The sequence below is a fragment of the Mammaliicoccus sp. J-M41 genome, assembly GCF_022385935.1.
Lineage (GTDB): Bacteria > Bacillota > Bacilli > Staphylococcales > Staphylococcaceae > Mammaliicoccus > Mammaliicoccus sciuri_A.
The window spans coordinates 159,157-185,893 of record NZ_JAJNIR010000001.1 but is presented as its reverse complement, the minus strand read 5'-3'; the positions used below and the strand labels follow the sequence as shown (position 1 = coordinate 185,893).

The 26,737-nt window shown below is 33.2% G+C and carries 24 protein-coding genes; 12 read left to right on the top strand and 12 right to left on the bottom strand.

The features are described from left to right. Nucleotides 1-189 precede the first annotated feature (189 nt). A complete protein-coding gene (locus tag LQ686_RS01015) occupies nucleotides 190-372 on the bottom strand; it encodes a hypothetical protein (RefSeq protein ID WP_025906889.1) in 183 nt (60 codons plus the stop codon). Between the two features lie 84 nt (nucleotides 373-456). Continuing rightward, on the bottom strand, nucleotides 457-1,059 hold the full coding sequence (locus LQ686_RS01010; RefSeq protein ID WP_025906888.1) for a nitroreductase family protein: 603 nt from the start codon (nucleotides 1,057-1,059) through the stop codon (nucleotides 457-459). Nucleotides 1,060-1,244: 185 nt separating this feature from the next. On the opposite strand from LQ686_RS01010, the gene LQ686_RS01005 reads away from it, so the two are divergent. Then, a complete protein-coding gene (locus LQ686_RS01005; RefSeq protein WP_107566094.1) occupies nucleotides 1,245-1,961 on the top strand; it encodes a tyrosine-protein phosphatase in 717 nt (238 codons plus the stop codon). A gap of 71 nt (nucleotides 1,962-2,032) precedes the next feature. Here the strand turns inward: LQ686_RS01005 and LQ686_RS01000 are convergent, their stop codons facing one another. Then, the gene (locus LQ686_RS01000) at nucleotides 2,033-3,223 is read right to left on the bottom strand and encodes an MFS transporter (RefSeq protein WP_025906886.1); all 1,191 of its coding nucleotides are present in this window, start codon (nucleotides 3,221-3,223) and stop codon (nucleotides 2,033-2,035) included. 119 nt (nucleotides 3,224-3,342) lie between these two features. Between LQ686_RS01000 and LQ686_RS00995 the strand changes: the two genes are divergently transcribed. Further along, nucleotides 3,343-3,714 carry a winged helix-turn-helix transcriptional regulator gene (locus LQ686_RS00995; protein WP_025906885.1) on the top strand — a complete coding sequence of 124 codons (372 nt, stop codon included), beginning with the start codon at nucleotides 3,343-3,345 and terminating at the stop codon, nucleotides 3,712-3,714. A gap of 51 nt (nucleotides 3,715-3,765) precedes the next feature. On the opposite strand, the gene iadA is transcribed toward LQ686_RS00995, so the two are convergent. After that, entirely contained in the window at nucleotides 3,766-4,911 is a 1,146-nt protein-coding gene (gene iadA, locus LQ686_RS00990; protein ID WP_239733111.1) for a beta-aspartyl-peptidase, read from the bottom strand. Nucleotides 4,912-5,117: 206 nt separating this feature from the next. Between iadA and LQ686_RS00985 the strand changes: the two genes are divergently transcribed. From LQ686_RS00985 to LQ686_RS00975, 3 genes are read left to right on the top strand one after another with little or no spacing between them, the layout of a single operon-like run. Beyond that, the gene (locus LQ686_RS00985) at nucleotides 5,118-6,665 is read left to right on the top strand and encodes a M4 family metallopeptidase (RefSeq protein ID WP_103361990.1); all 1,548 of its coding nucleotides are present in this window, start codon (nucleotides 5,118-5,120) and stop codon (nucleotides 6,663-6,665) included. 52 nt (nucleotides 6,666-6,717) lie between these two features. Continuing rightward, a complete protein-coding gene (locus LQ686_RS00980) occupies nucleotides 6,718-6,858 on the top strand; it encodes a hypothetical protein (RefSeq protein WP_158011175.1) in 141 nt (46 codons plus the stop codon). Nucleotides 6,859-6,880: 22 nt separating this feature from the next. Next, nucleotides 6,881-7,720, top strand: coding sequence for a helix-turn-helix domain-containing protein (locus tag LQ686_RS00975; RefSeq protein WP_151359256.1), 840 nt, complete (start codon nucleotides 6,881-6,883; stop codon nucleotides 7,718-7,720). Between the two features lie 56 nt (nucleotides 7,721-7,776). Here the strand turns inward: LQ686_RS00975 and LQ686_RS00970 are convergent, their stop codons facing one another. Then, nucleotides 7,777-8,412 (bottom strand): hypothetical protein, encoded by a 636-nt coding sequence (locus LQ686_RS00970; RefSeq protein WP_025906881.1) that lies wholly within the window; start codon nucleotides 8,410-8,412, stop codon nucleotides 7,777-7,779. A gap of 159 nt (nucleotides 8,413-8,571) precedes the next feature. On the opposite strand from LQ686_RS00970, the gene LQ686_RS00965 reads away from it, so the two are divergent. Then, entirely contained in the window at nucleotides 8,572-9,873 is a 1,302-nt protein-coding gene (locus tag LQ686_RS00965) for a Na+/H+ antiporter NhaC family protein (RefSeq protein WP_025906880.1), read from the top strand. Between the two features lie 94 nt (nucleotides 9,874-9,967). Here the strand turns inward: LQ686_RS00965 and LQ686_RS00960 are convergent, their stop codons facing one another. After that, nucleotides 9,968-11,203 carry an ammonium transporter gene (locus tag LQ686_RS00960; protein ID WP_025906879.1) on the bottom strand — a complete coding sequence of 412 codons (1,236 nt, stop codon included), beginning with the start codon at nucleotides 11,201-11,203 and terminating at the stop codon, nucleotides 9,968-9,970. Between the two features lie 117 nt (nucleotides 11,204-11,320). Then, nucleotides 11,321-12,511, bottom strand: a complete 1,191-nt coding sequence (locus LQ686_RS00955) for a M20 family metallopeptidase (protein WP_025906878.1) — start codon at nucleotides 12,509-12,511, stop codon at nucleotides 11,321-11,323. A 163-nt stretch (nucleotides 12,512-12,674) separates the two neighbouring features. Here LQ686_RS00955 and LQ686_RS00950 point away from each other — a divergent pair, with 163 nt between their 5' ends. Continuing rightward, a complete protein-coding gene (locus LQ686_RS00950) occupies nucleotides 12,675-13,106 on the top strand; it encodes a MarR family winged helix-turn-helix transcriptional regulator (RefSeq protein WP_025906877.1) in 432 nt (143 codons plus the stop codon). After that, nucleotides 13,106-14,302: an MFS transporter gene (locus LQ686_RS00945; RefSeq protein ID WP_025906876.1), complete on the top strand. Its 1,197-nt coding sequence runs from the start codon at nucleotides 13,106-13,108 to the stop codon at nucleotides 14,300-14,302. The genes LQ686_RS00950 and LQ686_RS00945 overlap by 1 nt, the downstream gene beginning before the upstream one ends. Before the next feature lie 243 nt (nucleotides 14,303-14,545). Here the strand turns inward: LQ686_RS00945 and LQ686_RS00940 are convergent, their stop codons facing one another. The 5 genes from LQ686_RS00940 to LQ686_RS00920 form a co-directional block, all read right to left on the bottom strand. Beyond that, a complete protein-coding gene (locus LQ686_RS00940) occupies nucleotides 14,546-16,018 on the bottom strand; it encodes a catalase (RefSeq protein WP_025906875.1) in 1,473 nt (490 codons plus the stop codon). Between the two features lie 325 nt (nucleotides 16,019-16,343). Further along, nucleotides 16,344-16,805 (bottom strand): NUDIX domain-containing protein, encoded by a 462-nt coding sequence (locus LQ686_RS00935; RefSeq protein ID WP_103361992.1) that lies wholly within the window; start codon nucleotides 16,803-16,805, stop codon nucleotides 16,344-16,346. 24 nt (nucleotides 16,806-16,829) lie between these two features. After that, complete coding sequence (locus LQ686_RS00930) at nucleotides 16,830-17,762, bottom strand: DMT family transporter (protein WP_025906873.1); 933 nt, start codon at nucleotides 17,760-17,762, stop codon at nucleotides 16,830-16,832. Then, nucleotides 17,759-19,057, bottom strand: coding sequence for a D-serine ammonia-lyase (locus LQ686_RS00925; protein ID WP_107634424.1), 1,299 nt, complete (start codon nucleotides 19,055-19,057; stop codon nucleotides 17,759-17,761). Before LQ686_RS00925 ends, LQ686_RS00930 begins: the two co-directional genes overlap by 4 nt. A 285-nt stretch (nucleotides 19,058-19,342) precedes the next feature. Next, complete coding sequence (locus LQ686_RS00920) at nucleotides 19,343-20,788, bottom strand: carbon starvation CstA family protein (protein WP_025906871.1); 1,446 nt, start codon at nucleotides 20,786-20,788, stop codon at nucleotides 19,343-19,345. 220 nt (nucleotides 20,789-21,008) lie between these two features. Between LQ686_RS00920 and fdhF the strand changes: the two genes are divergently transcribed. From fdhF to LQ686_RS00900, 4 genes are all read left to right on the top strand, one after another. Next, a complete protein-coding gene (fdhF, locus tag LQ686_RS00915; protein ID WP_107634056.1) occupies nucleotides 21,009-23,948 on the top strand; it encodes a formate dehydrogenase subunit alpha in 2,940 nt (979 codons plus the stop codon). After that, nucleotides 23,948-24,418: a helical membrane plugin domain-containing protein gene (locus tag LQ686_RS00910; protein ID WP_037589089.1), complete on the top strand. Its 471-nt coding sequence runs from the start codon at nucleotides 23,948-23,950 to the stop codon at nucleotides 24,416-24,418. Before fdhF ends, LQ686_RS00910 begins: the two co-directional genes overlap by 1 nt. A gap of 123 nt (nucleotides 24,419-24,541) precedes the next feature. Next, nucleotides 24,542-25,309 carry an N-acetylglucosaminidase gene (locus LQ686_RS00905; RefSeq protein WP_103361996.1) on the top strand — a complete coding sequence of 256 codons (768 nt, stop codon included), beginning with the start codon at nucleotides 24,542-24,544 and terminating at the stop codon, nucleotides 25,307-25,309. 105 nt (nucleotides 25,310-25,414) lie between these two features. Further along, a complete protein-coding gene (locus tag LQ686_RS00900; protein ID WP_025906867.1) occupies nucleotides 25,415-26,542 on the top strand; it encodes an FAD-dependent monooxygenase in 1,128 nt (375 codons plus the stop codon). The last annotated feature ends 195 nt before the right edge of the window (nucleotides 26,543-26,737 follow it).

Sequence of the window (26,737 nt, the reverse complement as noted above, 5' to 3'; positions counted from 1 at the left end):
ATGGTTATGAACCAGCTTCTTTTACATGATCAAATTAAAGATAGAGTTATTAAGTATCTTGAATAACTTACACACTTAATTTGACAAAGCCTAATAAACTCACATCTTTCCCACCATCCACCCCCAAACAAAAAAACAACCTGAACTTACATAAGTTCAGGTTGCTCATAATCGGAAAGCAGCTTATGGTTAAGCTGCTTTTTTCATTTTTGTTAAAACTTTGAGTCCATATGCAAAGATACCGTATCCTACTAATGAACTTGGTAACCAAGTTTTAGTTAATGTGCTATCATTTTTTCTACTGAATAATGCATATGGCACGAACGTTGAAATTAAGTAAAGTACTAGAACCTTTTGATAACGTTTGTTCATCTTAAACACCTCACTTTGTTACTTTCATTATAATACTTTTTTATGCATGAATGAGGTGAGTTTTTTACAAATTTAGAACATTCGTTATTCGAATTTCGCAAATGCTGATGCTGGTATGCGTGAAGCTCTATCATTATTCATTTCACCTTTACCAATTGAGATAAGCATTGCTGGTACTAAGTTATCTTCAATATTAAATGAATCAATTACTGCTTGTTTGTCAAAGCCTATCATTGGGCAAGTTGCGAGTCCTGCGTCTTCACTGACTAACATTAAACTCATCGCAAATAATGAAGCGCCACGTATTGCTTCGTCTCTTCTGTTTGTATCACTTTCAAAGAATTGGTGGACACTTTGTATTAATCCTGATTTCTTATCAGCTGGTATATGTTTATGGTCTATCCAGTCATCTGCGATATCACCAATTGTTTCATGAGCATTTAAGTCACCTAAAATGATAAATGTCGCGCTAGATTCTTTTATTTTAATTTGTTTATTAGCTGCGTTATATAATTTTTCTTTTGCTTCGTCTGTATCAACAACAATTACTTTCCATTGTTGTAAGTTCCAAGCTGAAGGTGATAATGCAGCTTGATCTAATAAATTATAAATTGTTTCTCTATCTAAATCGTATGGCTCATAAGATTTAACAGAGCGTCTTCTTTCTAATGCTTTTGCTAATTCCATGTTTTTCCACTCCTTATATGTCGATATTTTTATGTTCATATAAAATAGTTTTAAAAACAACTTTTCTGCTTATTTACAAAAATCAGTCATTTTAATACTGGTTACAAACGGTTATTTGTTACAATATAAGTAATAAGGGAATAAAGTTGTATGATTTTAGTTATGTGATAAAAGGAGAGGTGCACATGATAGATATTCATAATCATTTATTATATGGATTAGATGATGGTCCATTAGATGAGGAAAGTATGCTTGAACTTGCAAGGGAAGCTGAGAAAATTGGTATAACAGATATAGTTGCAACACCTCATTATATAAAACATCGATTTAGAAATAATGCCGATATCGTAAAAAGTAGAACTGAAGAAGTACAATCTCTATTAAATGATCATCATATTGATATTAAAGTTTATCCTAGCCAAGAAATTCATATGTTTGGTGAGGAACTTGAAGGTTTAGAGTCAGGTGAATTGTTACCTATTACTGAAGGGTCAAGATATGTGTTAATTGAGTTTCCATTTTTCTCGATACCAGAATTTGCTGAACAAACATTTGAAAAGTTATTTAATGCCGGATACCGTCCAATATTAGCTCATCCAGAACGTATCATTCCTATTCAAGATGATTCACAAATTTTATTTGATTTAATTGATAGAGGCGCATTATGTCAAGTTACAGCAGGCTCTTTAGTGAATAAATATGGCGAAGATGCTAAAAGAGTAGCTGATTATTTATTAGAACAAGATGCGATTCATATTCTTGGAAGTGATGCCCATAATACATCCAATAGAAACTTTCATATTAAAGAAGCATATGAATTTTTAGAACGTACGAAAGGTATTGAGACTGTCACACGATTTAAAGAAAACGCTCGAAAAATATTAAAGAATGAAGAAATATGAAGTATTTAAAAAGCGAGAAAAGCATGAGTTACCAGTTGATATCTCATACATTTCTCGCTTTTTTATTATTACTAAGTTGTTTGTAAAGGTTCAGTTGTTTCATGCTTGTTGACGACAAACATTAAAATACTTGCTACAAGCACCATGATAAATGCGAAATAAGGTGTGCTGGATAATGTTAAATGATTTAATATAAATCCACCGATAACAGATCCAAGTGTAATACCTATGTTAAATGCAGATATATTTAAACTTGAAGCGAAATTGACAGTTTCTTTACTATTACGTTCAGCAAAAAGTACTACAATGAGTTGTAACCCGGGAACATTCATAAAAGCGAATAGTCCCATTAATAAAATACTGATTAAACCAACGACATGAAAATGTATCGTAAATCCAACAAGCAATAACGTTAATGCTTGTAATAGAAAAATAATCGTTAATGATTTCGTTGGCGCATGGTTCGTTAATTTTCCACCTAATGTATTACCAATCGCAACCATCACACCATACAATATTAAAATAATGACAATACTATTTGAGTCATAACCTAATATATTCGTTAAAATTTCAGTCATATAAGTGTAAACAACAAATGTACCACCATAGCCAAGAGCTGTAATTAAATAAATAGACATAAGCGGTTTGTTTTTAAAGACAGCAAGTTGTTTAATAATAGGTGCTTGCTCATATTCTGTTAAATTTTTTGGAACGAATGATATATTTGCGATTAAACTAATAAGTCCTATTAAAGCAATCGTGTAGAATGACATTTCGTAACCGAAGTTTTGACCGACCCAAGTTCCAAATGGGACACCTGTAATCGTTGCAACTGTTAAACCTGTAAACATCATGGCGATGGCACTTGAACGTTTATGCGCAGGGACTAAGTCAGCTGCAATGGTTGTTGCAATAGACATGAATACACCATGTGAGAAAGCGCTAAGCACTCTCATAGCGAGTAATAAACTGAATGATGTTGCAAGTCCTGCAAATACATTAGCAATAATAAACACAACCATAATGACTATCAAAACAGTCTTTCTTTTCATATTGTTTGTTAAAGGCGTTAAGATAGGTGCGCCAACTGTAACACCAATAGCATATAAAGATACAGTAAGTCCTGCTAATGGGATTGTCACATCAAAGGCATCTTTAATTAATGGGAGTAATCCTACGCTAATAAATTCCGTAGAACCAATAGCAAAAGCTGAGATAGCAAGTGATATAAGTGCGAGTTGATTCGAAAATTTGTTTTTCAATTTTTAAATTCCTTCCTTTGTTATAAGATATGTGATATTTTAAAACGTAATAAGACAAATAGAAAGTACGCACTTTAAAGTCATATAGGTACTAAAAAGTGCCTTAGGGAGGAATCATGATGGAAGTTACGGAATATAATATTGGTGTAGAAGCAACAATAGATGTCATTGGCGGTAAATGGAAGCCAGTGATACTGTGTCATTTAAAGCATGGGACAATGCGAACATCTGAACTTAAAAAAGCTATTCCGCATATTACACAAAAAATGTTAACGCAACAATTAAGAGAATTAGAAAAAGATGGCATTATTAATCGAATTGTATATCAACAAGTACCACCAAAAGTTGAATACGAGATATCAGAATATGGTAGTACATTAAATGAATTACTAGAGCACTTATGTAAATGGGGAGAATTCCATATTAAAAAACGTAAAGAAGACGGTGAGCAAATAGAGCTTGATTCCGTAGAATTTATAGATGGAATTTAAGTATGAAGTGTAAACAAGCAGGGACAATATTGTCCCTGCTTGTTTTGTATCTTATTCAAACATACCTTTTCTAATCATTTGATAATCTGAAAGCATATGTTGTCCTTTTGCAAATACGTCTTTTATTTGTTTCTTTTTCGGATCAACTATTAATATATCTGCATCATAGTGTTCTTCGATATGACCTTTATGATGTAGTGTTAATACGTTTGCGACATTAGAAGTAAATAAAGCAATTACTTCTTCCCAGTTCGAGTCTTGTACCAATAAATTAAATAATTGGTCTGTTAGCGTGCTGCATTTTGCAACGTCATAACCCACAAGTTGATTGTGTTTATCGAATTTAGGTAAACTGCCATGTCCATCTGAAGAAACGGTTAATTTTGAGATGTCTCCTCCATGTTCTCGGTAATAATTGATGTATTCTACTGTATTTGTACTTGCTGTTAAGTCAACATACACACCTTTATGACTTAATGAAATACCTTCTTCTAACAAATCTATCCCTTTATCAAAATGTGTCAAATAAAGTTTGTTCGGTTTAACATCATAATGATCGATTAGGTCATGAATTTGTTTCAGTTTATGTTTACCTGTACCTATATGAAAATGTGTGACACCAGCTTTTCCACTTAGCATTCCGCCTACTGTTGTATCAGCTACAATTCTTGCGAGTTCTTCAGTTGTTGGAATAGATGATCTGAAATCATTTATGGCTATTTCACCAGTGCCAATCACTTTATCTATTAAAAACAAATCTTCTTTGATGGAGTTTGTAATTGTAGTAACGGGTAAGTGATAATTACCTGTGTACATATATGTAGAGACACCTTCAGCTTCTAATGCTTGAGCCTTTGCATATAAACTCGTTAGCGTTCTAGAAATACCATCTGTACCTATTAAGCCAACTACGCTTGTAATACCACTTGATATTAAATTTGTTAATTGAACTTCTGGCGTTCGTGTCACATAACTCGCTTCACCGCCACCTCCTAGCAAATGAATATGTGGGTCTATAATCCCCGGCATAACTGTATAGCCTGTGGCATCGATGATCTTTAAGTTTGGATCCAGTTGCTTTATTAATTCAATATCTATATCTCCGATTTTAATAATAGATCGCCCTTGAATAAGTATCGATTGCTGACCCTTATAGTTCGGTGAATATACATCACCATTTTTAATAATTGTAAACATCAGCATCCTCCTTTAAAGCTTTCTTTATATATATTTTAGTGTAAGTATGTCGTGAAATCAAAATGTAGCAAATCAAATTAATATATGTCGATATTCTATATGTAATATAAATGTAATATAAAATTACACTTTTTATAATGACTTTATACTTCAAGTTATATATAATTAAATTGTACTTATTCTAAAAATATATAGGGGTGGATTAAATGTATCGATCGAAAAAAATTTTATCAGTAGGTTTTACTTCAGTTATGGCTTTGACTTTAGGATTATCAAATGTGGCTAGTGCGAAAGAAAGTAGTCCTTTAGATCAAAAGGAATTAAAATCAATTCCTAAACAAGAAATAAACACAAAAGCTGAAGCGCAAGAGATTTTGAGTCAGTTACCAGGCAATCCAAATATTAAGAAAAGTTACAAACAATTTGAAGTAGCAAATGAATTTAAAGATAACTTAGGATATACGCATTATACTTTAAAACCTAAAGTAGATAACTACGTTGTCGAAGATAAAGAAGTCAAGATACATACCAATGATAATCAAGAATTAGAACTCGTCAATGGGGATGTCAATACAGAAAAAGTTACATATACAAATAAACAAAGCTTATCTAAAGATGAAGCGGTTAATAAAGCTTTTGAAAGTATCGGCGTAAGTCAAAATGAAGTGAAAAATATTAAAGGACAAAAAGTCGTTAATAAAGATGAATTAGTGATCAATGCAGAAAAGAAAAAATTAGTCTATAATGTTGAAATTATTTATTTAGATCCTAAACCAGCACGTTGGGAAATTAAAATTGATGCTGAGACTGGTGAAGTTGTAAGTAAGAAAAATAAAATTGAACATATTGCTGGAAGTGGTGTAGGTGTTAATGGGGATACTAAGAAGCCACTCAATTTAACAAAAATAAGCAATGGTTATGGTTTACAAGATGAAACACATTCTGGAACAATCCATACTTATGATGCAAAGAATGGTACGTCTAGCTTTTCACTCATGACAGATACGGATACAAACTTTAATAGTAAAAATCAAGCTGCAGGAGTGGATGCGCATTTTAATGCTGCTAAAACATATGACTACTATTTAAACACACACAATAGAGATAGTTATGATGGAAACGGTGCAGAAATTAATTCTATTGTTCATTTTGATAGAAATTATAATAATGCCTTTTGGAATGGCCAATATATGGTGTATGGAGATGGTGATGGCAAAACATTTACATCATTATCAGCTGCAGATGATGTTGTTGCACATGAATTAACACATGCTGTGACAGAACATAGTGCAAACCTCGTATATGAGAATCAACCAGGTGCTTTAAATGAATCAATGTCAGATGTGTTTGGTTACTTCGTTGACCCAGAAGATTGGTTAATGGGAGAAGATGCATACACACCAGGTAAACCAGGTGATGGATTAAGAAGTCTTTCTAATCCAGAACAATATAATCAACCTGCACATATGAATAATTATCAGAACTTGCCAAATACTGAACAAGGTGACTATGGTGGCGTGCATATTAATAGTGGTATACCGAATAAAGCAGCTTATTTAACAATTACTAAAATTGGAAAAGAAAAATCAGAAGACATCTATTATAGAGCCTTAACACAATACTTAAGTTCAAACTCTTCATTCTTAGATGCTAAATTTGCATTAAAACAAGCAGCATCTGATTTATATGGTGCAAATTCAACAGAAGTACAACAAGTGGTCAATGCTTGGAATTCTGTAGGCGTAACTGGATAAAATAATTGTATTTTCACACATTGAGACTTAAAATAAAGAGGAGGACATTAACATGCAGAATCCGAAACATATGATACATCGTAAAATGCTTATGAATCGAGGTCGTGTATATTTGACGGGACAAATATGCACAGCAACACCGATACCAGATGATATGCATAGCGTGGGTTATTCAAACATGTTAATTCGATAACTGAATACGGGGAGCGTTATATATGAAATTAGGAGAACGTGTCAAACAAAGGAGAATAGATTTAAAGCTATCTCAACAGAATTTAGCGCAAGGTATTGCGACTCAAAGTCAAATTTCAAAAATAGAAAAGAATGAATTACAACCGGGATCTCAACTACTATTTAATATTTCAAGAAGATTAAATTGTAGTATGGACTATTTATACATTGGCGATGAGTTAGATACACAATTAGAACAGAAGTTAAAAGTAATAGAAAGATTGTTAGAAGAGCGTGATTATGATGCGCTAATACCTATTATAGATGGCAATTATTTATCAAATAGTTCAACAGATGAAATTGCTGCTTCGAAGTGGGTAAGATCGATTATTACTTTTTATAAGCATGATGATGTTGAACAATCTCTACAACTAATAGAAGAAGCTTATCGTTTAATGGATCATAATATGTATGAGAAACTACAAGTTTCTATCTGTAATACGCGCGCAATTTACTACTATAGACAGAATGAAAATGAAAAAGCAAAGTCATCACTAGAACAAGGTTTAGAAATTGCTAAACGTTATAATGTAGACGATAATTATCAAATCAAATTGTTATATACATTATCTAATATTTACTCGAATGAAAAAGCTTATGACAGATGTTTAGCTTATGCTCAATCTGCATTAGATATTACGATTAAATCGAATAGATATATGTTATATAGCGAATTAGTTTATAATATTGTGCAATCACGATTAGAGATGGGCATTCTAAATGATACAGATAAGAAACAATTAGAAATTGCACTTTTCATAAGTGAACAGTCTAAAAAACACAACATCACAATATTAATTAGAGATTTAATGAAAACTTTATAAACAAAAATACTTTCATAACCAATTCTTTTAAATGAATAGGATATGAAAGTATTTTTTTATTTTTGAATGACTTGAAGGATGGTCTCTGTCGTTAATTCAGATTCAAGTTTAGAAGCTAATTGCTGAATGGTTTTAAAGTCATGTCTTTCTTTATAAGGATATGTATAATTGAGTGTTGTTAAGATATGTAAGACAATCGCTTCTTCTAATATGACATGTTTATTGTTCAAAATAGTCGTCGTAACCTTTTCTGGGTAGTAATCTTTAATGATTTCATATATGTATAACTTCGCAAAATAGTAGGCTATCACATCGTATAATAAATCATATTTATGACATAGAGATTCTATAAATAAATATAAATGTGTGTTATCTTCTAATTGAATTGAAGCATCTTCTTTATATGTCCCAACAAGAAAATAAATATCTGGCCTTAAATATGTTTGATATTGCTTTAGAAATTTCAGCCTTACATCAAAGATAATATGAACCAATTTCGTGTTTATTTTTAAAATTAAGGGAAGGTCTTGTTCTAATTTTAGAAGCGTTGGATGGATATTTTGACATAGTAAATGTTCATCATATCCTGCATGCTGAAACTCTGTATGATACTTTGTAAAATATGAAAGCCTCGACTGTTCATTTAAATGAAAGTTATTAAAAAAATCATTAATTGTATTACTAATAATCATAATTGAACCCCTTAACATTTGCTTTAATCTTATGATAGTTATATTACCTGATTTTGATGATTTAATCATCAAATGGTAAAATTAAAAATTAATATTTGACGAGAAACAATATGTACTGTACCCTTTTAAAGTATTCAAGATATATAAGAGGAGAAAATAATGAATCAAATTAATCATAAAGGATCATTTATAGCTTTATTACCGTTAATCGTATTTGTAACGCTGTTTATAGGTACTGGATTAATCATGAAAGATTTTAATTACTTACCTTTAAATGTAGCGATTCTGATCGCAGCAGTCTTTGCATGTGCCATGTATCCAAAGACGCCTTTAGCTAAGAAATTAGATATATTTACAAAAGGCGCAGCTCATCCTAACATTTTATTAATGGTATTTGTCTTTTTAATGGCAGGTGCATTTAGTCAAACAGCTAAAAGTATGGGGGCTGTAAGTTCAACTGTAAATTTAGGATTATCTTTAATTCCCGGACAGTTTTTATTAGCAGGTTTATTCATAGTTGGTGCATTTATTTCAGTAGCTATGGGTACATCAATGGGAACAGTTGCAGCATTAGCACCAGTAGGCGTAGGTATTTCAGAAGCGACAGATATCTCACTTGCTTTAACAACAGCAACTGTCGTAGGTGGTGCAATGTTCGGTGATAATTTATCAATGATTTCAGATACAACCATCGCAGCAGTTAGAACACAACAAACGAAAATGAGCGATAAATTTAAGATGAATTTCTTAATTGTATTACCAGGTGCTATCTTAACTGTGCTTATTCTATGGTTTGTTACAAAAGATGCAGGTATGACAGATGCCAGTCAAGGTGGCTATAGTGTCATTAAAGTCATTCCATACTTATTTGTATTAATTAGTGCGTTATGTGGAATGAACGTATTGATGGTATTAGTGCTTGGTGTCATCGTAGCAAGCTTAATAGGATTATTAGACGGATCATTTACGCTAGCAGAAAATTTAAAAGCAATCTCAGATGGACTTATCGGCATGCAAGATATTTCTATGATCGCATTATTAATCGGCGGAATGATTGGTCTCATAGAATATCATGGCGGAATCAAATGGTTGCTCAATACCGTAACGAAACGCTTGAAATCTAAACGCGGCGCAGAATTTGGAATTGCCAGTTTAGTAAGCGTGACAAATTTAGCAACAGCTAACAACACAATTTCAATCATTACAGCAGGACCACTCGCAAAAGAAATAGCAGATGATTATCAAATTGATCGCAGAAAATCAGCAAGTATATTAGATATATTTGCAAGTACAGTACAAGGAATTATTCCATATGGCGCACAAGTATTAGCAGCAACAAGCGTCGCAGGAATATCAACAGTATCACTATTACCTTATTCATTTTATCCATATTTATTAGGCATATGCGGTATCGTGTCTATTGTAATAGGTTATCCACGTAAGAAGAAAGAAGCGGAGTAAGCTAAAATATTAATATTTTAAACAAAAACAAGCATATCACGTTACGACTGAATGGTTCAGTTAAGTGATATGCTTGTTTTTTATATTTATATTTTTATGCTTTTTCTTGTTTGAGTTCGTATCCATATGCAGTTTCGCCATGGAATACGGCATCTAAGCCTTCTAGTTCTGCTTTTTCGTCTGTTCTTAATGTTGTAAAGATGCTAATGATTTTAGCGATGATGTATGTCATGATGCCACTAAATGCGATTGTTACGACGACGGCAACGATTTGTACGACTACTGGCATGATGCCACCACCAAAGAATACACCGTCTGCTATTGTTGAGTTGACGCTAGAATTTTGGAATAGACCTGTTCCTATTGCACCAACGACGCCTCCAAATCCGTGTAAACCGAATGCATCTAATGCATCGTCATAGTTAAGTAATACTTTAAGGTGCGTGATAACATAGTAACAAACGAATCCACCTAATATTCCTAGAATCATTGCACTTCCGTAACCGACAAAACCTGCTGCTGGTGTAATCGTTACGAGTCCTGCTAACATTCCTGATAATGTTCCGATTAACGTAACTTTTTTCTTTTGAATATATTCAAAGATAGACCAACCGGCAATTCCTGCACATGATGCTAGTATTGTATTAACAAATGCGAGCATGGCAACTGAATCGAAAGTGAGTGCTGATCCTGTATTAAAGCCAAACCAACCGAACCATACGAGAATACCACCGATTAAAGTAATGACTAAATTATGTGGTGGTTTTTTATTGCTAGGTTTTCTAGAACCGAGTAGTAGGGCAAGTACGAGTCCAGAAACACCAGATGAAATATGGACTACTGTACCACCAGCAAAATCAATTGCACCAAGTTTGTGAATCCAGCCGCCACCCCATACCCAGTGTGCTACTGGGCTATAAACTAAAACGACCCATAAACTCATAAAGATTAAAAATGGTCCGAATTTCATTCTTTCAGCTACTGAACCAGTTAAAATTGAAACGGCAATGGTACAAAATGTTAATTGGAAAAGCATAAATAATGCGAATGGAATGGTTTCACTAAAATTACCATTAGGTGTGAATCCAACACCGTTTAATAATGCGTGTGAGAAATCACCTATCCATAAATTGTTACCACCAAAACTAATAGAAAATCCTATTAATACCCATGTGAATGTTACAACAACAATTGCTGAAATACTGTGCATCGAAGTATTTAAAACATTTTTAGATTGAACTAATCCTCCGTAAAATAATGCTAAACCAGGTGTCATTAACCAAACTAACAACGTACATCCGAATAATAAAAGTGTATCTGTCTGACTCATCTTCCCTCAACTCCTTATTTTTTTAAAAGTATAAAATATAAAATAAGAAAAAAGAAATATGAGTCAGGTAAATTTACACTTGGTGTGATAATACTTAACATCTGTTAAGTAATTAGATTATTGAACACCTAAATAATCGAACGTAACAGCAGCGACTGATTTAGCTGCAATAAGTAGAGAACCTTCATCAATATCAAATTTAGGATGATGATGAGGGAATGTTTCTTTATCTTTAGGACTTGCGCCTACATAGAAGAAGGTACAAGGTAATTCTTTTGCATAGTAAGCAAAATCTTCTGATGGTGGTTGTGGTTCGCAACGTTCAACACTTTTAACTTCAGGAATATTAGCCGCTTCAATTGCTTTAGCAACTTGTTTCGTTAATTCAGGATCATTATATAGAACCGGATAATCTCTCGTATATTCGAGTTCACATTGAACACCATACATAGATTCTAAACCTTTAGAAAGTCGCTTAACTTCTGATTCAATCAGTTGTAGTGTTTCTTCGTTCATACCTCTTACGTCACCTTCAAGTGTGACTTCATTTTTAATGATATTAAACTGTCCTTTACCATCAAATGAACCGATAGAAATAACGCCCATATCAAATGGATTCAATCTTCTTGAAACGATTGTTTGTACAGACATAACAAAGCTACTTGCTGCAACAATTGGGTCATTTGCTAAATGTGGTGAAGAACCATGACCACCACGTCCTGTTATTTTTAATTTAAAGATATTTCGACCTGATTGAACATTGCCTTCTCTATAATAAACGTGATCACTTTCAAGTGCGCTCATAACATGGACGCCGATGACATTATCAACGCCATCAAGAATGCCATCTTTAATTAAGTATTGTGAACCACCAGGTGGCTTTTCTTCTGCAGGTTGGTGAATGATGACAATCTTACCTTTAAGTTGATCTTTCACTTCAATTAAAGTTTCAGCAAGCACCATCATATATGCAGTATGCGCGTCATGACCACAAGCATGCATGACACCTTCATTCTTAGAACTGAAAGGTAGGCCGGTATCTTCTTTTATAGGTAAAGCATCGAAATCAGCGCGTAACGCTAACGTCTTACCTGGTTTACCAGAATCAATGGTTACTTTAATACCATAAATGCCTTCTCCTCCGATATGTGTTTGTAATGTGACATCCTTATCTTTATAAAAGTCAGCAATATACTGGGCTGTCTCTTTTTCTTCAAAAGATAACTCAGGATGCTCATGTAAGTATCTTCTGATTTCAATCATTTTATTTTCTTTCTTAGATAATCTTTCATAGAAATCATTTAACATATCATGTTCCTCCTTATATTTGTTTAATTTAATTATAATAGAAATTTTGAAAAATTGTTGTTAGAAGCGTAAATGGGTGTTGACATAACATGACAATGGGCGTAGAATGATTGAGTATTAGTTAGCAAAGCTAACTATATTTTTATGAGAAAAGGTGAAAACAATGAAGAACTTTTTATATTCCTACACAAATTTGTATCGACCATATATTCATCATATTAATGAAATATTGGAACCTTTTGATTTATATGCTGCGCAGTACAAAGTGTTACATGATATCGCATATAATCAACCAACCACACTTGTTCAAGTTTCTAAGCGTTCTTTTATTGAAAAACCTACAGCTCGTAAAATTATAAAAAAATTAATCGAACGGGAATTGATTCAAGCAGTTAATAGTAAAGAAGATAAAAGAGAAAAATTCCTTACATTAACTGAGCAAGGTCAAAATCAATTCGATGAAATTCATCATAGAATTGGTGTATTTCAAGAAAAATGTCTGCAAGCAGTTGGTGTCGATGAAGCAGAACTTAATAAGGCACAAGAGATTTTAGAGAATTTGAGAACTTATTTAATAGAGGAGGAAACAGAGTAATGGACGACCAAATTAAGAAACCGATTTGGACAAAAGATTTTATATTTAATTTTGTTATTAGCTTTTTTATATTTTTATCAATGTACTTACTATTAGTAACAGTAGGTGGTTATAGTAAGGAAACATTTGGCGTTTCAGACAGTATGGCTGGTCTAGCATCAGGTTTATTCATAGTTGGATCATTAGTAGGTAGATTTTTAACAGGTAAATATATCAACATAGTAGGTAGTAAGAAAGTATTAGTCATCGGTGGGATTTTACTAGTTATCACAAACGGTTTATATCTCGTGACGGCATCATCATTCGCATTGTTATTAATCGTACGTATTCTAAATGGTGTTGCAAGTGGGGTAGCAAGTACATCTACAGGAACAATCGCAGCATTTATCACACCAGCACAACGTCGTAGTGAAGGTATTAGTATGTATAGTTTAAGTATGGTACTCGGTACAGCAATCGGACCATTTATAGGCTTATTACTATATCAACACATTCCAATGTCTGGACTATTTACAATTTGTACGATACTTATTGTTGTAGCATTTGTTATGTCACTATTCATGAAAGTTGAAACACCTGTTATGGCGAGTGTCAAAACAGAAGAGAAAAAAGGATTTAAAATTACTGATTTCTTCTCAGTACATGCCTTACCAATTGCAATCGTAGTTGTGATTGTTAGTATTGCATACTCATCAGTATTGTCATTTATTCAATTCTTCGCACAAGAAAATCATTTAGTAGATGCAGCAAGTTTCTTCTTTGTTGTATATGCAGTAGCAGTCTTAATTACAAGACCATTTACAGGTAGAATTATGGACCAACGCGGTGAGAATATCGTTACAATACCAGCATTTATATGTTTAATTCTTGGTTTATTCCTAATTAGTATTGCAAGCAATGGTGCGATCTTATTAATCGCAGGTGCATTTATAGGATTAGGATTTGGTAACTTACAATCTATATTCCAAGCATTAGTCGTTAAAGTATCGCCAGTAGAAGCGATGGGATTAGCAACATCAACATATTTCATCGGTTTAGACTTCGGATTAGGATTCGGACCATATGTATTAGGTAACTTCACACATTCGATTGGATATTCAGGATTATATCTAGCAATGTCTATCGTAGCTTTATTAGGATTAGTCGCATTCTATTTCTTACACATGATTAAAGCTAAAAAAGTAAGTCAATTATAATAAGTGGAGGATATGAAGGGACAGAATTCCGAGAAATGTCCCTTACTGAGTACCCTCTAATTAACAGAATTCGAAATAATGGAAGTTACAGCCTTCTAACTACCACAATTCAGAATAATGGAAGTTAGCGATACTCAATTACTAAACTTCATAATAATGTTGTCTGAGACACTGAGATGTCTCAGACACTATATAAAAAAAATAGCGTATAGGACATTTGTTGTCCTATACGCTATTTATATATTATCCTTCTAAATCAACTGAGTTGATATCAATGCCTAATGCGTCTGCTACACCTTTACCATAGTCTGGATCTGCTTTGTAACAGTTACGGATGTGACGGTGTTTTACTTCGTCAGTAGTGCCTTGCATTTCGTTAGCTGTATTTTGGAAAATACGTTGTTGTTGTTCTGGTGATTGTAGACGGAATAATTTACCTGGTTGTTCATAGTAATTATCGTCATCTTCACGGAAGTCGTGTTCGTATAATTCACCTTCAAGTTCTAAACCTGGTTTTTTGTATTCTGGTTGTGATTGATGAGCTTCATAACTATTTGGATAGTAGTTAATGCCGCCACCAAGGTTACCATCTACTCTCATTTGTCCATCTCTTGAGAATGGGCAAACATTTGTTGCAGCTTTTGGTGAGTTTACTGGGATTTGCCAGTGGTTAACACCTAAGCGGTAACGTTGTGCATCTCCGTAAGAGAATAAACGACCTTGTAACATTTTATCTGGAGAGAAGTCTATACCAGGGATGATGTTTGTTGGTGCAAATGCAGCTTGTTCAACATCTTGGAAATAGTTCTCTGGGTTACGATTTAATTCGAATTCACCAACTGGAATTAATGGGTATTCGTCTTTAAACCAAACTTTAGTTAAGTCGAATGGGTTATCTTTATGATTTCTTGCTTGTTCTTCAGTCATAACTTGAATGTACATTTTCCATTTAGGGAAATTGCCTTCTTCAATCGCGTTGAATAAGTCTCTTTGACTTGATTCGCGGTCTTTAGCAATTACTTGTTCAGCTTCTTCTGCTGTGTAATTTTCGATACCTTGTTGAGTTCTGAAGTGGAATTTAACCCATACACGTTCACCTGCATCGTTGTACATTGAGTAAGTGTGTGAACCGAAACCGTGCATGTTACGGAATCCTTTTGGAATACCTCTGTCTGTCATTAAAATTGTAACTTGGTGTAAAGCTTCAGGTAATAATGTCCAGAAGTCCCAGTTTGATTGTGGGTTATGCATGTTTGTTTTAGGGTCACGTTTAACAACATGGTTTAAACTTGCAAATAATTTAGGATCACGGAAGAAGAATACAGGTGTGTTGTTACCAACTAAGTCCCAGTTACCTTCTTCAGTATAGAATTTAAGTGCGAAACCACGAATGTCACGTTCAGCTTCTGCAGCACCACGTTCACCAGCAACTGTAGAGAAACGTGCAAACATTTCAGTTTGTTTACCAATTTCAGAGAATATTTTAGCATTTGTATATTGTGTTATATCATGTGTAACAGTAAAAGTACCGAACGCACCAGAACCTTTAGCATGCATACGACGCTCTGGAATCACTTCTCTGTCGAAATGTGCCATTTGTTCTAAGAAATAAATATCTTGCATAGCAAGTGGTCCGCGTTTACCAGCAGTTAATGAATTTTCACGATCTGATACTGGTGCACCAAAAAGTCCTGTAAGTTTTGATTTATTACTCATATCATAATCCTCCTCAAGATTTCTTAATTATAATAATTCTAATTTCATACTAATTATAATTTAAAGTAAGCAAAGTGACAAGTAAAAGAATAAATAATACAGAAAGAATTACGGTACTACTTTGTTATATATTTAGATATAATAACCTAAAAGTGTAAAAACTAAACATTATATAGGGCTTTTTGACTAAATTTTACGGTTTGTACACAAATTGTTAATAGAATAAATTTTATTTAAAATGAGAATTGGACAGATTAATTGATTATAAGAACTATAAATAATAAAAAAAGAACGCGCTTTTTCGCGTTCTTAATAGAAATAAATATTATTTAGGTAAATCCCTGTCTATAAATAGTGGCTGAACATCTACTCTTCTCAATATGATTTCTTTTGCTTTTTGAGGTAGAAGTTTAATTTCAGGAATTTCTGAGACTTTTAATGATACATATTTAATTTTTTGATCGAATGGAATGGTCAAGTCTTCTAAAGATTCATTAATTGTAACATGGTAAATAAATAATATTTCGTGATAAGACGTACTTTCATATTCAAAGAAGTTTTGAACAGTTGTTAAAAAGTAAATATCATCACATTCTATATTGAGTTCTTCTTTGATTTCACGTTTAATAGCAGAATCTGAGCTTTCGAAATATTTAACTCTCCCACCAATTAATGCATAATAATCATGTTTTTTATCATAGTGAAAACAATAACCATGCTTATCTTTGATGATTGCGCCAACTCTAATATTTAACATACCATCGCCTGATTTAAGTGAAAGATCCATCACAACGACCTCCTTAGTATTAAATTAGAATAATTTAAGAATGACAATGCCGACAAAGACTAATATCGCACCAATTAATCGTCTCGTTGTAATTTTAAATTTTGGTGTATTAAATAAACCAAAATGATCAATTAAAAGTCCCATTAACATTTGTCCAAATATAACGACCATTAATGTAAGTGCTGCACCGAGTTCAGGCATAAGTAATATGTTCGTCGTAACAAATACAACACCTAATGCACCACCAATAAAGTAAATCGGTTTAATCGTACCTTGTTCAGGTTGATGGAAGCTAAAACGAATTCTACGAACAAGAATAAGTGAAAGCATAAATAATGCGATTGTCCCAACAGCGAATGATATAAGTGCTGAAAAATAAAATGAATCTACTTCATATCTAAGTGCACTATTAATAGCTGTTTGTATTGGGGGAAGACAACCTGTCATAATACCGAGAATCATCCAATAATTTGTATGATTAGATTGTGTTGTAATGACACGTGATGATTTCTTTTTATAATTCATTAATAATATACCCAGTAACATCAGAATTACGCCAGAAATTCTTCCGATATTAATTGTATGAATGTCAGCATCAAATAATCCAAATTGGTCGATGATCAGTCCCATTATAATTTGACCAGAAACTGTCATCACGACTGTTAATGCTGCGCCAATTCTTGGAAGTAATAATAAATTTCCTGTTAAAAAGACGACGCCTAATAAACCACCTGTAAACCAAACGTAAGAAAAGTCTTGATTCATTATAAATGATGGTGTTAATTTTTGTGGATTCATAATAGTATTCACAATGATTAACACAATTGTTCCTATCAAGAATGAATAAAATGATGCAAGTATAGGTGATTTTGTGTAACTACCAAGTTTCGTATTAATAGATGTTTGTAGTGGTACACATAACCCTGCTAAAATGCCTAGAATAATTAATAAAATCAATCTTCATAACCCCTTTTTTCTATATCTACAGATTCTTGGTAATAAATCTTTTGTTCATTTTCTGGTACCATGTTACCGCCTGTTGACCAAACGAGGTGCGTGGCATTTTCGGAATCATAATTTAAGTCATGAATATATTTTAAACCTTGGAAACCTGAAGTAGCAGAAGGTTCTATAAAGATATTTTCATGATCTTTTAATGTTTTTAAATAAAGATAAAGTTGATGGTCATTTACTGTACATGAACCAAACAATAATGAAGTCATAATGTTGCCGACTAATTTCGAAGGACGACTGACTGCTAAACCATCTGCAATTGTTTTTCCTGATAAACCTATATCTTGAACGGAAATTTGATCATGTAGCTGTGTAATCATGCCTAAAGTCATACAAGGAGCTTCAGTAGGTTCGATAAAGATAGGATGTACATGATCACCATAAATGAGTTTTAATCCAAATGCGACACCACCAGGACCACCGCCTACGCCACATGGTAAATAGACGTATAACGGATGCGCTTTATCTACATGAATATTTAAGTCTTTCAATTGTTGTTTAAGTCTTAACGCGCTAACAGCATATCCTAAAAATAAATCTTTAGATGCTTCATCATCAATAAAGTGGCAATAAGGATCATCTGCTGCAGCTTTACGACCTTCTTTTACAGCATAACCGTAATCTTGAACATGCTCTACGACTTCGACTCCTTTAGAACGGAGAAGGTCCTTTTTCCATGCTTTAGCATCTTGAGACATATGAACCGTTACTTTGAAACCTAATTTGGCACTCATAATACCGATGCTTAATCCTAAATTACCAGTAGAACCAACAGCAATTCTGTATTTAGAGAAAATAGATTGATATTGTTCAGTAGCAAGTAGGCGATAATCACTATTAATCGTAAAATCAGTTTCTTTCATTGCCGTTTCTTCAGCAAACTTTAGCACTTCATAAATGCCACCACGTGCTTTAATAGAACCAGAAATAGGTAAAGCATGGTCACCTTTAAGTAATAAACGTCCCTTTAAATGACTGAATCGTGCATTTTTAAAATGATCTAATGTGAAAATTTGAGATTCAATTTTTCCATTGTTTAGTTTCGTTTCAGGAAAGACTTCTTCAATATACGGTGCAAAACGAGCTAATCGTTGTTCAGCATCTAATACATCATCCATTGAAAATGGTAAATCAGTAGTCACTAAATAGTCAGGATTTTTCCAAAATACTTCTTCTCCATTTTTAATATTAGAAATAATAGGATACTTATCTTCTAATGATTTTATGTCTATAGACATGAATAATCTCTCCTTTTTAAAATATAATGTAATACAATAGTACAACTGTTTGGATATTATAGATAGATTGTGAGAATAAAAAATATATGATTATTTGTAATCTTTAACAATAATAGAAGGTTTAGAAAGTATAGAAGTAATGAGTATTTCGAGATTGATATGTATGTAGTGGGTCTGTTAATTACAAAATCCTACAGAATTGTAACTAAGAACCCCGCTATCTTCACATAACACACAACATACTCATAAAAAAGACTTCCGATGTAATATCGGAAGTCTCCATTTTTATGATGTATATAAATCTCTTGTAGGTGTTGGGATTCTGCTTGGGTCTGCATGTTTAATAATTGCACGTACATATAGTGAAGCGACAATTAGAAATACGATTGAACCACCAATTACAGATGTTTGATATGGTAATGATAATCCTTCAGGTGCATATAATACATATACACTAATTGCAGCTGTCATGAATAATGCTGGTATTCCTGCTACTAAATGTTTCTTGCCATATCTTAATAAGTAACTTACACTAACCCACAACATAACGGTTGCGACGATTTGATTTGAGAATCCAACATATCTCCATAAGAATGAATAATCAATTGTTGATAGTAAGAAAGCAGGTAATCCTACAGCAAAGCTTGCTGCAATCATTAATACTTTTGGTTTAATTTTTACTTTATCTCTCATGAAATCTTCTATAATCATTCTTGAACTTCTAAGTGCAGTATCACCAGTTGTAATAGGTAGGATGATGACACCAAGTAGTGCAAGGATGCTACCGAATGGTCCTAATAATTCCATTGAGATTTGGTCAACGACACCTGCTGGACCGATTGATTGTAATTTTGCTGCTAATCCTTCAGTACCACCGAAGAATGTCATACCAGCTGCTGCCCAAATTAATGCAATAATACCTTCTGAGATCATTGCGCCATAAAAAACTTTTCTACCTTCTGATTCATTTTTAACTGTTCTTGAAATGATTGGACTTTGCGTACAATGGAAACCTGAAATTGCACCGCAAGATATTGTCACCATAAGTAATGGCCAAACAGGTAGTTCTTTAGGATGCATATTATGAATTGTAATTTCAGGAATATGTTTACCACTGAATATTAAAGCAACGGCTACACTAACGGCCATAACGATTAAGATAACACCGAATATTGGATAAATACGTCCAATGATTTTATTGATAGGAAGAATAGCTGCTAGTATAAAGTATGTAAAAATGATAACTAATGCTACGAAGAATGAAATAGGTGTCTTGCTTGATAATAATTGAGCTGGCCCAGCAACAAATGCAGCTGCAACAAGCACCATCAAGACGACAGACACAACATCTGTGAACACTCTAATAATCTTACCTAAATAATGTTGTACAAGCATAGGGAACTGTGCACCACCATGTCTCAAACTTAGCATGCCTGAGAAGTAATCATGTACACCTCCAGCAACGATACACCCTACAACAATCCAGATAAATGCTACAGGTCCATATAAAGCACCAGCTACTGCACCAAATATCGGACCCAATCCAGCTATGTTAAGCAGCTGAATCATCCATCCTTTCCAAGCAGGCATAGGTACAAAATCCATATTATCTTGTTTACTATACGCTGGTGTTTGTTTATCCGGATGTATCTCGAATACGCGTTCAACGTATTTACCGTAAAAGATATACCCCAAAATTAAAATAATAATACTAGAAATAAATGTAACCATTGTAAAACCTTCTTTCAAACTAAGAATATTCATAGATTAGCAAAAATTTTACATTGTATCAATAATATTTTTGAAATTTCTGAAAATTTGTCGATATAGTAAACATAACAATTATTTGTAATTGTAAAATTACAAAATTATAATCAAAAGTAAGCCTTTTCATTTAAAAATGATTATATTTGGCTTTTTTGGGCATAATTTCATAGAGGGGGTAATCAATATGCAAGAACATCAGGTTATAACAATTGATGGTAAAGATTTTCTTGTAGAAGAGGGCATGAGGCTATTGGACTTTATTAAAGCTGAAAAGTTAACCTTCGTTCCGTCTATATGCTACAACGAATCTTTAGGACCAATTGAAACGTGTGACTCATGTGTCGTCGAAGTTAATGGGCAACTTCAACGTGCATGTAGTACGATGATTGAGAATGGCATGGTTGTGAATACACAACTTGAATCCGTGAAATCAGCTCAGAAACAAGCATTGGACAGAGTGCTTGAACATCATGAATTATATTGTACAGTTTGTGATTATAATAATGGCAATTGCGAAATTCATAATGCAATGGGTGAATTTGGTTTAGAACATCAATCTAATCCATTTCAATCTAAAGGTTATGAAAAAGATTTTGGGGCATTTTACAGATATGATCCGGATCAATGTATTCTATGTGGTAGATGTGTAGAAGTATGTCAAGATGTACAAGTGAACGAAACATTGACAATTGATTGGGAAAGAAAACAACCTAGAGTTATTTGGGACAATGATCGTGCGATTGATGAATCAAGCTGTGTGAACTGTGGACAATGTGTAACAGTATGTCCTTGTAATGCTTTGATGGAAAATAACATGCTAGGTAACGCAGGGTATATGACTGATCAAGAACCTGGCTTATTACGTTCGATGATTGAACTCACTAAAAAAGCTGAAACTGGATATGGACCACTGTTTGCGATTTCTGATTCAGAAGCGGCGATGCGAGAAGATGTTATTAAGAAGACGAAGACAGTATGTACATACTGTGGAGTAGGTTGTTCATTTGATGTTTGGACAAAAGATAGAGAAATATTAAGAGTGTTACCGCATGAAGATTCTCCAGCAAATCATATTTCTACGTGTGTTAAAGGGAAATTTGCATGGGACTATGTGAATTCTGAAGATAGATTAACGAAACCTTTAGTTAGAAAAGAAGGCTATTTCCAAGAAGTTGAATGGGATGAAGCTTTAAGAGTGATCAGTACTCGATTTTCTCAAATTAAAAATCAATATGGTAAAGACGCATTAGCGTTTATTTCATCTTCTAAATGTACAAATGAAGAATCATATTTAATGCAGAAATTAGCGAGACAAGTTATCGGAACGCATAATGTCGATAATTGTTCTAGATATTGTCAATCACCCGCTACTCAAGGATTGTTTAGAACAGTAGGTTACGGTGGCGATTCCGGTTCAATTGAAGATTTAGAAAAAGCTAAAATGGTCATTACTATCGGTACAAACACAGCTGAAGCACATCCAGTTATTGCGAGTAGAATTAAACGTGCACATAAATTATTAGGACAAAAATTATATGTATTTGATATTAGAAAACATGAGATGGCTGAACGTGCAGATAAATTTTATCAACCAAATCCTGGTACAGATTTAGTTTGGCTATCAGCTGTTACAAAATATATTATCGACCAAAATTGGCACGATGAGGCTTTTATCAATAAATGGGTTAATGATTTTGATAGTTATTATGAAAGTCTTAATACATTTACGTTAGAGTATGCAGAAAGTCTCACGGGCATTAGTCAAACAGAACTTAAACATATTGCCAAACAAGTTGCAGAAACTGAATCTCTATCCATCTGTTGGGCAATGGGTGTAACGCAACATCGTATCGGTAGTGATACAAGTACAGCTATTTCTAACTTATTATTAGTAACAGGGAATTATATGAGACCTGGCACAGGTGCTTATCCTTTAAGAGGCCACAACAATGTTCAAGGATGTAGTGATATGGGCAGTATGCCTAACACATTCCCAGGATATCAAGATGTCTCTGATGATGAAGTGAGACATAAATTTGAACAAGCTTGGCAAGTTTCGCTCGATTCAGAAAGAGGTTTGGACAACCATCAAATGATAGATAGTATACATGAAGGGACATTACACTCACTTTATATTAAAGGTGAAGATACAGGTGTTGTAGACGCTAATATCAATTATGTCAGATCAGCATTTGAGAAAATTGATTTCTTAGTCGTTCAAGATTTATTTTTATCAAAAACAGCCGAATTTGCAGATGTTGTCTTACCAGCATCTCCTTCATTAGAAAAAGATGGTACATTTACAAACACTGAAAGACGTGTTCAAAGAATCAATAAAGCATTAGACACGCTTGGAGATTCTAAACCAGACTGGGAAATCATTCAATTAATTGCACAGTCACTAGGCGCAGATTGGGATTATCAACATCCTAGTGAAATATGGTATGAAGCACAATCACTCATGCCTTTAGTTAAAGGAATTACGTATGATCGTCTAGAAGGATTTGATAGTTTACAATGGCCAATGAATGATGATGGCACTGATACACCATTATTATATACAGAAAGATTTAATTTCCCTGATGGCAAAGCTAGACTTTATCCATTGTCATTTAATGTTGAATCTAAAAAGACAAAAGAAATGTCATTACACGTTAACAATGGTCGAGTGTTAGAACATTTCCATGAAGGTAATATGACTTATCAAGTACCTGGTTTAAAATATAAATTACCTAGAAACTTCTGTGAAATTTCTAAAGAACTCGCTGAAGAACACGGTATCGAAAATGGTGCGAGAGTTAAAATAACTTCTAAAGTAGGTACAGTAGAAGTGAATGTGCAAGTAACAGACAGAGTAGCAGGTAATAATATTTATATTCCATTAAATGATCAGAATGAAGGTGCACCTAACTTTGTAACAGATAGTGATGTTGATAAAGATACAAATACACCAGCATATAAAGATAATTATGCGAAGTTAGAAGTTGTCACTAAAAAAGGGCAATCACCTATACCTAAACATAATTCACGTTTTGGTAATAGACAGCCTCAGATTAGTGTGAGAGTACAAGATAAGTGGGCGAAATCAAGTTATACATTCCCTAGTAAAGGTGGCGATTTATAATGGGTGAAAGAGTTAAAGTGATTAAGAAAATTCATAAAAGTAGAGAATATATAATTGAAGAAAATATGAATGACATTAAATCACGATTATCAGATCGAAAAATTGCCATTGAAAAAGGGATTGATATACTCGATGCACTGGAAGAAGCGGAAGCGTTGGATGCTTTTCACGCAGCCATTGTGCAACGTAAAATCATTACGAAAAATATCGTCAATGAACTAAATAAAGAACAATATGAAGGTATTTTAGGAAATCTTGGACAAGTTCTATTTTTATTAGGAGAGCTAGATATAGAAGAAACATCGACTTTCGTGAGAAGAATTAATAACGGTATGAAAGTAGCAAATAGGGCTAATCCTTATAAGAAGACTTCTGTAACAGATTTATTAGGTGCACTTAAAGATCCAGAAATTAATCAAAGTGTAACGCTATTATTGAACTTTTTAAAAGGTATGAGTAGAGAAGAGTGAGACAGATTTCTGTCTCGCTCTTATTTTTTGAAAACATTTCGTTGAAATTTAAGAAAATATAAGATAAGTTAAAACAGTAACAATGCTTATACAAATAGAAGAGGTGTGAATATTATTAACTTTTTGAGAGAAAGGTTTTCTTTAATTTTAGGGCTCACAATTATTATTATTTTTATTGTTTTATTATTTATTTTTGAGTCTCCTTTTTTTAAAAATCATCAAACGCATACTTATGAAGAAGCGCTTGAAATTCAAACGCAAAGTGATGCACCAGCTGTTACACAAAAGGACAATAAATTCGTGTATGCTGATAAAAAAGATATCGATAAATTTATGGATATCGACAAAAGTCAGACAGACTTTCAATTCATAGATATATCTAAAAAAGTAGATGTATCAGAAAAACAAGTTAAAGAAATTTTAAAAGATAAAGGCATATTAAAAGGTAAAGAAAAAGCTTTTATAGATGCTCAAGAAAAATATGATGTCAATGTCATATACTTGATGAGCCATGCTTTTATCGAAACTGGCAACGGTAATTCTGAATTGGCTAGTGGTGTCAAAATGTCCAACGGTAAAACATTCTATAATTTTTATGGAATCGGGGCATTTGATCAAGATGCTGTAGAAACAGGTAGTAGTTATGCGCGTAAAAAAGGTTGGACTTCTCCAGAAAAAGCTATAAATGGAGGCGCTGAATTTATTAAAAAGGATTATCTTAACAATGGGCAAGACACATTATATAAAATGAGATGGAACCCTTATAATCCAGGTCAACACCTATATGCAACAGATGTGAATTGGGCAACAAGTATCGGTAAAATTATGGAAGGTTATTATGATGACCATAATTTGAAAAAATCAAAAGTCCATAAAGACTATTACAAATAAAGGTTACCCCTAGTTCAATATGAACTGGGGGTAAAGATATGTAAGGATTCATGTTAAAATAAAGCTTATAATCAAATTTTTATTTCAAAGAAAGTAGTGAACAAAATGAAAATTGCTGTAATTGGGGCAGGCATCGGTGGGTTAACGACTGCTGGATTACTAACTCAAACGGGACATGAAGTTTATGTATATGAACAACGTGGAAATTTAGACCAAGATGGTGCCGGTTTAGGTATTGGAAGTAATGTCCTTAAAGCATTGAAACAATATAAAATGGCATATGCAATTGAGCAAGAAGGCCAGCCATTAAGAAAAATAGAAATTAGATCTGATTTAGATGAATTTTTAAATTCATTAATGATGAATCAAGATGAACATAAAAATATTACGATTCATAGAAAAGTGTTACATGAAATCTTAAAAACACATGTACCAACAGATAATATTTATTTAAATCATGAAGTCAAAACATTTAAGCAAACAGCTGACGATGTACGGCTTTATTTTACAAATGGTTTAGAAGAACAATTTGATTTAGTAATTGCAGCAGATGGTATACATTCAAAAGTAAGAACACAACTTTATCCGAAATCAGCACCTAAGTATGCTGGATACACTTGTTTCAGAGGTGTAGTAAACGAGAAGTTAAATATCGAACAAGATGTTACTTTAGAATATTGGGGACATAAAGGAAGATTTGGCATTGTACCTTTAAAAGACAACGAATTATACTGGTTCTGTACAATGAATGCTAAAGAAAATGATTTGCAATTTAAGTCATTTGAGAAACCACATCTTCAAGCATACTTCAATCAATTCCCTAATGAAGTAAGAACTGTATTAGATGCACAAGAAGAAACAGGCATATTACATCATGATATGTACGACCTCGTACCATTGAAATCTTTCGTTTCAAATAGAGTAGTTCTGTTGGGAGACGCAGCACATGCAACAACACCGAACATGGGACAAGGTGCAGGACAAGCAATAGAAGATGCCGTAACATTAGTGAATTTAATTAACGATCGAGATATAGAATCAGCCTTAAAACGATATGATAAATTAAGAACGAAACATACTAAAAAAGTCATCTTAAAATCAAGAAAAATCGGTAAAGCAGCACAATCATCAAGTACTTTAAAAATTAAAATAAGAAATAAAATGCTCAAACAAAAATCTTCAAAATCACTTAGCAAAAAAGTGAAGTTCTTACAAAAAGCAAAATTAAAATAGGGAAAAACCGCTTAGACACGATGGAAGTCTAAGCGGTTTTTGACATTTAATACGTTAGTAAGTTGTTCTAATTACCAGAATTCTGAGAAATGGAAGTTAGGATCGTCTAATTAAGGACATTATTTGGAATTGTGTCCCTAACACGGCCCGTTACGGACATTACTCAGAATTGTGTCCCTAAATACTTCCACAATA

Bases quoted from the DNA above. Each gene is read 5' to 3' on its own strand.
- LQ686_RS01015 (WP_025906889.1), bottom strand. From the start codon at position 372: ATGAACAAACGTTATCAAAAGGTTCTAGTACTTTACTTAATTTCAACG.
- LQ686_RS01010 (WP_025906888.1), bottom strand. From the start codon at position 1,059: ATGGAATTAGCAAAAGCATTAGAAAGAAGACGCTCTGTTAAATCTTAT.
- LQ686_RS01005 (WP_107566094.1), top strand. From the start codon at position 1,245: ATGATAGATATTCATAATCATTTATTATATGGATTAGATGATGGTCCA.
- LQ686_RS00995 (WP_025906885.1), top strand. From the start codon at position 3,343: ATGGAAGTTACGGAATATAATATTGGTGTAGAAGCAACAATAGATGTC.
- iadA (WP_239733111.1), bottom strand. From the start codon at position 4,911: ATGTTTACAATTATTAAAAATGGTGATGTATATTCACCGAACTATAAG.
- LQ686_RS00985 (WP_103361990.1), top strand. From the start codon at position 5,118: ATGTATCGATCGAAAAAAATTTTATCAGTAGGTTTTACTTCAGTTATG.
- LQ686_RS00980 (WP_158011175.1), top strand. From the start codon at position 6,718: ATGCAGAATCCGAAACATATGATACATCGTAAAATGCTTATGAATCGA.
- LQ686_RS00975 (WP_151359256.1), top strand. From the start codon at position 6,881: ATGAAATTAGGAGAACGTGTCAAACAAAGGAGAATAGATTTAAAGCTA.
- LQ686_RS00970 (WP_025906881.1), bottom strand. From the start codon at position 8,412: ATGATTATTAGTAATACAATTAATGATTTTTTTAATAACTTTCATTTA.
- LQ686_RS00965 (WP_025906880.1), top strand. From the start codon at position 8,572: ATGAATCAAATTAATCATAAAGGATCATTTATAGCTTTATTACCGTTA.
- LQ686_RS00960 (WP_025906879.1), bottom strand. From the start codon at position 11,203: ATGAGTCAGACAGATACACTTTTATTATTCGGATGTACGTTGTTAGTT.
- LQ686_RS00955 (WP_025906878.1), bottom strand. From the start codon at position 12,511: ATGTTAAATGATTTCTATGAAAGATTATCTAAGAAAGAAAATAAAATG.
- LQ686_RS00950 (WP_025906877.1), top strand. From the start codon at position 12,675: ATGAAGAACTTTTTATATTCCTACACAAATTTGTATCGACCATATATT.
- LQ686_RS00945 (WP_025906876.1), top strand. From the start codon at position 13,106: ATGGACGACCAAATTAAGAAACCGATTTGGACAAAAGATTTTATATTT.
- LQ686_RS00940 (WP_025906875.1), bottom strand. From the start codon at position 16,018: ATGAGTAATAAATCAAAACTTACAGGACTTTTTGGTGCACCAGTATCA.
- LQ686_RS00935 (WP_103361992.1), bottom strand. From the start codon at position 16,805: ATGGATCTTTCACTTAAATCAGGCGATGGTATGTTAAATATTAGAGTT.
- LQ686_RS00925 (WP_107634424.1), bottom strand. From the start codon at position 19,057: ATGTCTATAGACATAAAATCATTAGAAGATAAGTATCCTATTATTTCT.
- LQ686_RS00920 (WP_025906871.1), bottom strand. From the start codon at position 20,788: ATGGTTACATTTATTTCTAGTATTATTATTTTAATTTTGGGGTATATC.
- fdhF (WP_107634056.1), top strand. From the start codon at position 21,009: ATGCAAGAACATCAGGTTATAACAATTGATGGTAAAGATTTTCTTGTA.
- LQ686_RS00910 (WP_037589089.1), top strand. From the start codon at position 23,948: ATGGGTGAAAGAGTTAAAGTGATTAAGAAAATTCATAAAAGTAGAGAA.
- LQ686_RS00900 (WP_025906867.1), top strand. From the start codon at position 25,415: ATGAAAATTGCTGTAATTGGGGCAGGCATCGGTGGGTTAACGACTGCT.